Here is an 8953-nt window from a genome sequence, read left to right on the forward strand (position 1 = left end):
CACCTACCTGGTCCCGGTCACCGACGACCGCGGACCCGACGGCCTGGGCCGGGCCGTCACCTGGGACTGGCCCGCGTCCGTGCGGGAACGCACCCCGCGGCAGCTGCGGGACTGCGACATCGACCTGATGGTGCTGCAGCGCCCGCACGAACCCGAGCTGGCCCTGCGCTGGACCGGCCGCCGGCCCGGCGTGGACGTGCCCGCCGTGTACGTCGAGCACAACAGCCCCGACGCGTCACCCGAGCGGCAACTCCACCCGCTGGCCGGGCAGTCCCGGATCCCCGTCGTGCACGTCACCCACTTCAACCGGCTGATGTGGGACAGCGGCCGAGCCCCGGCCGAGGTCGTCGAACACGGCATCGTCGACCCCGGTCCGCTGTACACCGGCACCGAGCGGCGCGCGGCCGTCGTGGTCAACGAGCCGGTGCGCAGGGGCCGTACCACCGGCACCGACCTGCTGCCCCGGTTCGCCCGGTCCGCGCCCCTGGACGTCTTCGGGATGCGCACCGAAGGACTCGCCGGGCACCTCGGCCTGCCCCCCGGCCGCTGCCGGACCCGGGACCTGCCGCAGCACGCACTGCACCGGGAGATGGCCCGCTGCCGGGTCTATCTGCACCCCGTGCGCTGGACCTCGCTCGGACTGTCCCTGCTGGAGGCCATGTTCCTGGGCATGCCCGTGGTCGCCCTGGACACCACGGAGGTCCGGGAGGCGGTCCCCGACGGCGCCGGGGTGGTCTCCAACCGCCTCGACGTCCTGGAGGACGCCGTGCGGACCTTCCTCGCCGAACCCGAGCGGGCCCGCCGCACCGGCGCGGCGGCCCGGGCCGCGGCCCACGCCCGCTACGGAGAGCGGCGCTTCCTCGACGACTGGGAGCGCCTGATCAAGGAGGTCACCCGATGAGCCGCATTCCGCACACGGCCGGACGTGTCGCCATGGTCTCCGAGCACGCCAGCCCGCTGGCCGCGCTCGGCGGCCCGGACGCGGGCGGCCAGAACGTGTACGTGGCGCAGACCGCCCGGCAGCTCGCCAGGAAGGGGTACCGGGTCACGGTGTACACCCGGCGGGACTCGGAAGGCCTGCCGGACCGGGTGACCCTCATCGACGGCGTACAGGTGGTGCACGTCCCCGCCGGACCGCCCGCGCCCGTCCCCAAGGACGAACTCCTGCCCCACATGGACGAGTTCGGCGCCTTCCTGGCCCGGCAGTGGGCGAAGAGCCCGCCCGACGTGGTGCACGCCCACTTCTGGATGTCGGGCCTGGCCGCCCTCGCCGGCGCCCGCGATCTCGGCGTCCCCGTCGTGCAGACCTACCACGCGCTGGGCACGGTGAAGAAGCGCTACCAGGGCGACGCCGACACCAGCCCGCCCCAGCGCCTCGCCGTCGAGGAGGCCATCGGCCACGAGTGCGCCCGGATCCTCGCCACGTGCAGCGACGAGGTGGCCGAACTGAAGGCCATGGGGCTGCCCGAGGACCGGATCAGCGTCGTCCCCTGCGGCGTCGACCCCGACCAGTTCACCCCGGGTGCCCGCAACCGCCCGCCCGGCGCCCGCAAACGGCTGCTGGCCGTCGGCCGGCTCGTGCCGCGCAAGGGCTTCGACCGCGCCATCCGCGCCCTGGCCGGCATCCCCGACGCCGAACTGCTCATCGCCGGCGGACCGGAGGCCGACCTGCTGGGCGCCGAGCCCGAGGCGGCGCGCCTGTACGGCGTCGCCGGCGAGTACGGCGTCTCGGACCGGGTCACGCTGCTCGGCGGAGTGGGCCGGGCCCGGATGCCCCGGCTGATGTCCAGCGCGGACCTGGTGCTGTCGCTGCCCCGCTACGAGCCGTTCGGCATCGTCCCGCTGGAGGCCATGGCGTGCGCGACGCCGGTCGTCGCCACCGCCGTCGGCGGCCAGCTCGACACCGTCGTGGACGGCACCACGGGCGTCCTGGTCCCCGCCGACGACGACCACGACCTCGGCGCGGTGGTCCGCGCCCTGCTCGCCGAACCCGACCGGCTCGCCCGGTACGGCGCCGCCGGCCGCTCCCGGGTGCTCGCCCACTACACCTGGGACCGGGTGGCCGACGGCCTGGCCGAGGTCTACGGCGCCGTGTCCGCCATCCGCTCGCTCTCGGGAGTCGTCCGATGAACACCGTCACCGGCACCACGCACTGCGACGACCTCGCCAAGGCCCTGGAGGCGTTCCGCGACCACGCACCGCTCGTCGGGCGCTGGGGCACCGAACTGGCCCGGCGGCTGGGCGCGGGCGCCCGGCTGCTCGTCGCCGGCAACGGGGGCAGCGCCGCCCAGGCCCAGCACCTCACCGCCGAACTCGTCGGCCGCTACCGCGACGACCGCCCGCCGTTCTCCGCGGTCGCCCTGCACGCCGACACCTCCTCCACCACCGCGATCGCCAACGACTACGGGGTGCAGGAGGTGTTCGCCCGGCAGACCGCCGCCCACGGCCGGCCCGGGGACGTGCTCCTGCTGCTGTCCACCAGCGGCGCCAGCGCCAACCTGCTGGCCGCCGCCGACCGCGCGCACCGGCAGGGCATGACGGTGTGGGCGCTGACCGGCCGGGCCCCCAACCCGCTGCAGCTCGGCGCGGACGAGGCGCTGTGCGTCGACGCGCCCGCCGGCGCCACCGTGCAGGAACTCCACCTGGTCGCCGTGCACATGCTCTGCGAAGCCTTCGACCAGGCGGTCGAGCGCGGCGAGGCCGGCCACCGGGGCGGCGCGTCCGGCACCGACGGCGAACGGGGAGCCGGCGAACCGGGTGCCGAACGCGAACCGGGTGCCGACGGCAAACCGGGTGTCGTCGGCCGGCTCGTCGGCCGGGCCCGCACGGTCGGCCGCACCGCGCCCGGTGCGCCCGTCGCCCCGGGGAAGGGACACGCATGACCGCCGCGCCGACGCCCCTGGTCGTCGTGGGCGACGCCCTGCTCGACCACGACCTGTGCGGCCGGGCCGAGCGGCTGGCCCCGGACGCCCCCGTCCCCGTCGTCCACGGCACCCGGCGCAGCTCCCGCCCCGGCGGCGCCGCCCTCGCCGCCTGCCTCGCCGCCGCCGACGGACGTCCCGTCACTCTGGTCACCGCCCTCGGCCCCGACGCATCCAGCGACACCCTGCGGGAACTGCTGGCCGGCCGGGTCACCCTGGTCGAGGTGCCACTGGAGGGCACCCTCAGCAGCAAGACCCGGGTACTGGCCGGGGACCGGCCGCTGCTCCGCCTCGACGACGGCGAGGGCCGCGCCCGCGAGGCCACCCGGGAAGCGGTGTCCGCGATCGCGGCGGCCGGCGGCGTCCTCGTCGCCGACTACGGCCGCGGCACCGCCGACGTCCTGCGGGACGCCCTGACCCGTGCGACGGCCCCCCTCGTCTGGGACCCCCACGTACGGGGCCGGCCCCCCGTCCCCGGCGTCCGCCTGGCCACCCCCTCCGCCCAGGAGGCCCGGGCCTTCGCCCGGCGGCTGGACGACACCGATTCCGGCGAGGCGGCCGGCCTGCGCACCGCCGCCCGGGACGCCCGCGCCCTGGTCGCGGCCTGGGGGGCCCGGGCCGTCGCGGTGACCCTCGGCGACCGCGGCGCCCTGCTCTCGCACGGCGAGACCCCGCTGCTGGTGCCGACCCCGGCCGCCGCCACCGGCGACCCGTGCGGAGCCGGTGACCGGTTCGCCGCGGCCGCCGCCGGGCTGCTCGCCGACGGCGCCCTCACCGAGGCCGCCGTACAGGCCGCCGTGCACGCCGCCACCCGGTACGTCGCCGAGGGCGGCGCCCGTGCCGTCGCCGTCCCCGACCGGCCGGAGACCGGCGCGGAGCCGGCGGCCGACGGCGACACCACCGCCGACGCCGTGCGCGCCGCCGCCCGGGTCCGCGCGGCCGGCGGCACCGTCGTCGCCGCCGGCGGCTGCTTCGACCTGCTGCACGCCGGGCACGTCGCCCTGCTCCAGGCCGCCCGCCGGGCCGGCGACTGCCTGGTCGTGTGCGTCAACTCCGACGACTCGGTACGCCGCCGCAAGGGCGACGGCCGCCCCCTCGTCCCGGCCGCCGACCGGGTACGGGTGCTGCGCGCCCTGGAGTGCGTGGACGCCGTCGCCGTGTTCGACGAGGACACCCCCGAACGCATCCTCGGCGAACTCCGCCCGCACATCTGGGCCAAGGGCGGCGACTACGCCCGCACCGCGCTGCCCGAACAACCCCTGGTGGAGAGCTGGGGCGGCCAGGTCCTGCTGCTGCCCTACCTGGACGGCCGCTCCACCACCGGCCTCGCCCGGCGGGCGGCCCTGGCCCCCGTTCCGAACGGAGGACGTCCGACGTGACCCCCCGCGACCGCACGGCGCACCGTGCGGGTGCCGCCGGGCAGCACGGCGGGCGGCCCCCCTGCGTCCTGGTGCTGCGCGCGCTGGGCCTGGGCGACCTGCTGGCCGGCGTGCCCGCGCTGCGCGGTGTCCGCCGGGCCTTCCCCGGCCACCGCATCGTCCTCGCCCAGCCACCGTGGCTGACCGGACTCGCCCTGGCCACGGGCGCGGTGGACGCCGTGTTCCCGGCCGAGGCGCCGGGCCGCGTGGTGCCCGGCCTCGCCCACTGGCCCGGACCGCCCCCCGACGTGGCGATCGACCTGCACGGCAACGGCCCCGAGAGCCGTGACGCCCTCGCCGCCCTGCGCCCGCGCCGGCTCCTCGCCCACGCCTGCCCGGACGGGCCGCCCTGGCGGGGGCAGGCCCACGAACGCGACCGCTGGTGCGCCTTCCTGCACGACTACGGCGTCCCCGCCGACCCCCTCGACCTGCGGCTGCCCCCGCCCGCCGCGCCGTCCCCCGCCCCCGGCGCGGTCGTCGTGCACCCCGGCGCGGCCGCGGCCTCCCGCCGGTGGCCGGGGGAGCGGTTCGCCGCCGTCGTCCGGTGCCTGCGCGCCGCCGGGCACCGTGTGGTCCTCACCGGCGGCGCCGGCGAGGAGGCCCTGGTCCGCCGGGTCGCCGGGCGCAGCGGCCTGCCCGGCGACGACGTACTGGCCGGCGGCCTGCCGTTGGGGGAACTGTCGGCCCTGGTCGCCGGGGCGTCCCTGGTGCTCAGCGGCGACACCGGCCCCGCCCATCTGGCGGTGGCCCACGGCACCCGCTCCGTCACCCTGTTCGGACCGGTCTCCCCCCGGTTGTGGGGGCCGCCGCCCGGCCCCGACCACCTCGCCCTGTGGCGACCCGGCCCGCCCGGCGACCCGCACGGCCGCACCCCCGACCCCCGCCTGCTGGCCCTGCGCACCGGCGAGGTCGCCGCGGCCTGCCTCATGCTGCTGCGGGACGGCCGCGGCCGGCCGCGGCCGAGCGGAACGGAGGCGGCACATGTCCACTGAGCACGCACCCGGCCGCGTCCGCCGGCCCACCGCACCGGGCGATCCCCGTGTCACCGTCGCCGTCATCACCCGCGACCGCAGCGCCAGCCTGCTGCGCACCCTGGACGCGCTGGCCGCGCTGCCCGAGCGGCCCCCGGTCATCGTGGTCGACAACTCCCGCGACGACACCACCTGCCGTGCCGTGGCCGGTCACCCGGCCATCACCCGGCTGCTGCGGCCCGCCGCCAACACCGGCGCCCTCGGCCGCAACCTGGCCGTCCGGCACGCCCGCACGCCCTACGTCGCCTTCAGCGACGACGACTCCTGGTGGGAGCCCGGCAGCCTGGCCCGGGCCGCCGACCTCCTCGACCGGCATCCCCGGCTAGGCCTGCTCGCCGCCCGCACCCTGGTCGGCGAGGAAGCCGCCGAAGACCCCCTCAACGCCGTACTCGCCGCCTCCCCGCTGCGCCCGGAACCGGACCTGCCCGGCCGCCCGGTGCTCGGCTTCCTCGGCTGCGCCTGCGTGGTCCGCCGGGATGCCTTCCTGACCGCCGGCGGCTTCCACCCGCTGCTCTTCTTCGGCGGCGAGGAGACCCTGCTCGCCTACGACCTGGCCGCCGCCGGCTGGGGCGTCGCCTACGAACCCTCCCTGCGCGCCCGCCACCACCCCGACGACCACGGCCGCACCGGCCGCTCCTTCCTCGTCCGGCGCAACCACGTGCTCACCGCCTGCCTGCGCCGCCCCTGGCCGGTCACCCTGCGCGCCTTCGCCGACCTGGCGCTGGCCGCCGCGGCCGGCCGGCCCGGCGCGCGCCGCGCCCTGAGGGAGAGCATCGCCCGGTTCCCGGCCGCCCTCGCCCGCCGCCGGACCCTGCCCCCGCACGTCGAGGACGCCGCCCGCCTGCTCGACCGGGAGGCCTCCGGCCGCCTGGCGGAAGGCACCGCACGATGACCGGGCCCGCCACCGGGGTCCGCACCCGCACCGGCCCCGACGACCGGACGACCGTCGTCCTGATCACCCACGACCGCCGCGCCGAACTGCTGCGCACCCTCGCCCTGCTGCGCCGGCTGCCCGAACACCCGCCGGTGATCGTCACCGACAACGCCTCCACCGACGGCACCGCCGAGGCCGTCGCCCGGGACTTCCCCGAGATGACCCTGCTGCGCCCCGGCCGCAACCTCGGCGCGATCGGCCGCAACCTGGCCGTCCAGCACGTGCGCACCCCCTACGTCGCCTTCTGCGACGACGACACCTGGTGGGAGCCCGGCAGCCTGCGCCGCGCCGCGGACCTGCTGGACGCCCGGCCGCGCCTCGCGGCCGTCACCGCCCGGATCGTCGTGGAACCGGAGGGCACGGAGGACCCGGTCGTGCGCGAGCTGCGCGAGTCCCCGCTGTCCGGCCCCGACTGGCTCCCCGGACCCGCCCTCGGCTCCTTCCTGGCCGCCGCCACCGTGCTGCGCACCCAGGCCTTCCGGGCCGGCGGCGGCTTCCACCCCGGCCTGTGGCTCGGCGGCGAGGAGGAGCTGCTCGCCTGCGACCTGCTGCGCCAGGGCTGGTGGCTCGCCTACGCCGAGGAACTCACCGTCCACCACCACGCCTCCCGGCTGCGCGACCCCACGGCCCGCCGGGTCCTCGGGCTGCGCAACACCCTGTGGTTCACCTGGCTGCGCCGCCCGCTGCTGCCGGCGCTGCGCCGCACCGGGCACCTCATCCGGACGGTGCCCCGGGACGCGGCCTCCGCCCGCGCGTTCGTCCGCGCCACCGCCGGACTGCCGTGGGTGCTGCGCCAGCGCGACCCGGTACCGCCGGAACTGGAGCACCGGCTCGCCTCACTGGAGCGGGCCCGCCGCGACTCACCCGCACGGCGGTACGTCGGCTGAGCGCCCGGGCGCCGCGACACGCGCAGGAGACGTCGTTGCATCCGGGATCCGGGCGGGGGCACAGTGAGGTCCCGGTCAGGAAGCGGCCGGCCGAGCTCCTTCCCGCCCCGCCCAGGAAGCGCGTGCCCCCATGGAATCCGGTCCGCCGTCCCCCGCCCGCGTCCGCCCCGGCGGTCCGGCCCCGCTGCTGCTGCAGACCGTCCACGAGCACCGCACCGGACTCGGCGGCATCAGCGTCCTGAAGGCCCGGGGCACGGTCGACGCGGCCAACGCCCGGCGGTTCTCCGAGGCCCTGGCCGAACACGTCGCCGACGCCGACCGGGCCGGTGAACACCCTCTGCTGGACCTGAGCGAGGTCTACCTGGCCTGCGCCGACGCGCTGCGCTCCCTGGACGGGGCCGCCGGGTCCCTCGCCCGCGCCGGCCGCGCCCTGCCCGTCGTACAGCCCCGGCCGCACGTGCGGGAGGCCCTGGCCGCTCTGCCGGGGATCCGGGCGCACGCCTCCCTGGCGTGCGCGCTGGACGCGCTGGGCGGCCGGGACACGCCGGCCGGCCCGGACTCCGTGCGCTCCCCGGCCGCCCAGGACGCGCCGGCGGCCGGTGGACCGGCCGACGGCCCCGGATAGCCGGCCGGTTCCCGGCCTCCCGGTCCCCGGCCCACGGCCCGAGCGGTCCGGTTGAGGGCCCGGGGCCTACCGTGCAAGGTGGTGCCGAGGTCACGAAGAGACCGATCGACAACTGCGGCACGTCCAGTCTGGGTGATGCGATGAAACCTTCTTCCGGCCGCCCGGCCGCACCGGCTCCCCTCGTCATCGAGTCCTCCGTCGTCGAGGGACTGCCCGCCGAAGGCGCCCTGCTGCTGCGCATGTCGGGAAGCCTCGACGCCGACGGCGCCGAGGCCTGGTCCAAGGAGCTGCGCGGCCACCTGGAACAGGCGGACCGGGCCGGACTGCGTCCCGTGCTCGACATGGCGCACGTCCAGCTCGGCGGCGCCGCCGTGCTCCGCACGCTCAGCGAGACCACCCGGGCCCGCACCGGCCGCCCGGACCTGGTCATCGTCCGTGCCCGGCCCGGCGTCCGCGAGGCGGTGCACCTGGCCCGCCTGGACGGCGTCCGGCTCTACGCCACGCTCGACGAGGCGCTGCGCGAGCTGGCCCGGGCCGCCTCCCGGGTGGAGGACCTGCCCGCCTGGCAGTCCCAGATGGCGGACCCGCTGCGGCCCTCGTACGAGGACCTGCACAAGGAGGTCCGCGCACTGCGCGCCCGGGTGCGCACCGCGCCGGTGATCGGCATGGCGCAGGGCACGCTCATGGTCCGCTACGGTCTGGCGGACTCCGGCAGCGCCTTCCGGGCGCTGCGCGAGGCCTCGCAGCGGTTCAACGTGCCGCTGCGGGTGCTGGTCTCGGCCGTCGTGGTGGCCCGGCCCCCGGACGGTGAGGTGTGGTTCCCGGGCCGCCGCTGCCTGCCGGTGCCCCAGCTGCGGATCCTGGCCCGGGGCGGCCGCGACCCCCGCTACCGGCGGCAGATGGTCGACGCCGTGCTGCACGAGGCGCTGGCCGTCGGCCGGGCACCGGCCGGATACGTGCAGTGCGTGGACCCGGCCGTGCACGCCCTGGTGCTGGAGAGCCACCACGGCTGTGCAGAAACGTTCCTGGACCACCTCGCGCGCGGCCGGGGCGACGGCACGGCCGACGCGGCGGCCCGCGCCCGGGGCCGCCAGGTGAGCGTGCCCGACGTCGCCGCCGACCCGCGGCTCTCCGACG

The 8953-nt window shown here is 77.8% G+C and carries 9 protein-coding genes; all 9 read left to right on the plus strand.

What is annotated here, in order from left to right; all coding sequences use genetic code 11:
* A partial coding sequence (locus IE312_RS02800; protein ID WP_229898921.1) for a glycosyltransferase occupies nt 1-901 on the plus strand: 901 nt, incomplete at its 5' end.
* Nucleotides 898-2130 (plus strand): glycosyltransferase, encoded by a 1233-nt coding sequence (locus IE312_RS02805; protein ID WP_189977933.1) that lies wholly within the window; start codon nt 898-900, stop codon nt 2128-2130. The genes IE312_RS02800 and IE312_RS02805, both read left to right, overlap by 4 nt.
* Nucleotides 2127-2882, plus strand: coding sequence for a D-sedoheptulose-7-phosphate isomerase (locus tag IE312_RS02810; RefSeq protein WP_189977935.1), 756 nt, complete (start codon nt 2127-2129; stop codon nt 2880-2882). The genes IE312_RS02805 and IE312_RS02810 overlap by 4 nt, the downstream gene beginning before the upstream one ends.
* Nucleotides 2879-4300 carry a PfkB family carbohydrate kinase gene (locus IE312_RS02815; protein ID WP_189977937.1) on the plus strand — a complete coding sequence of 474 codons (1422 nt, stop codon included), beginning with the start codon at nt 2879-2881 and terminating at the stop codon, nt 4298-4300. The genes IE312_RS02810 and IE312_RS02815 overlap by 4 nt, the downstream gene beginning before the upstream one ends.
* Nucleotides 4297-5331: a glycosyltransferase family 9 protein gene (locus IE312_RS02820; RefSeq protein ID WP_189977939.1), complete on the plus strand. Its 1035-nt coding sequence runs from the start codon at nt 4297-4299 to the stop codon at nt 5329-5331. The genes IE312_RS02815 and IE312_RS02820 overlap by 4 nt, the downstream gene beginning before the upstream one ends.
* Nucleotides 5321-6262, plus strand: a complete 942-nt coding sequence (locus IE312_RS02825) for a glycosyltransferase family 2 protein (protein ID WP_189977941.1) — start codon at nt 5321-5323, stop codon at nt 6260-6262. Before IE312_RS02820 ends, IE312_RS02825 begins: the two co-directional genes overlap by 11 nt.
* Nucleotides 6259-7191 (plus strand): glycosyltransferase family 2 protein, encoded by a 933-nt coding sequence (locus tag IE312_RS02830; protein WP_189977943.1) that lies wholly within the window; start codon nt 6259-6261, stop codon nt 7189-7191. Before IE312_RS02825 ends, IE312_RS02830 begins: the two co-directional genes overlap by 4 nt.
* Nucleotides 7192-7321: 130 nt before the next feature.
* Nucleotides 7322-7816, plus strand: coding sequence for an STAS domain-containing protein (locus IE312_RS02835; protein WP_229898923.1), 495 nt, complete (start codon nt 7322-7324; stop codon nt 7814-7816).
* Between the two features lie 140 nt (nt 7817-7956).
* Nucleotides 7957-8953, plus strand: a 997-nt coding sequence (locus IE312_RS02840; RefSeq protein ID WP_229898925.1) for an ANTAR domain-containing protein, incomplete at its 3' end; no start/stop codon positions are given.

The organism is Streptomyces capoamus (assembly GCF_014654935.1).
Taxonomy (GTDB): Bacteria; Actinomycetota; Actinomycetes; order Streptomycetales; family Streptomycetaceae; genus Streptomyces; species Streptomyces capoamus.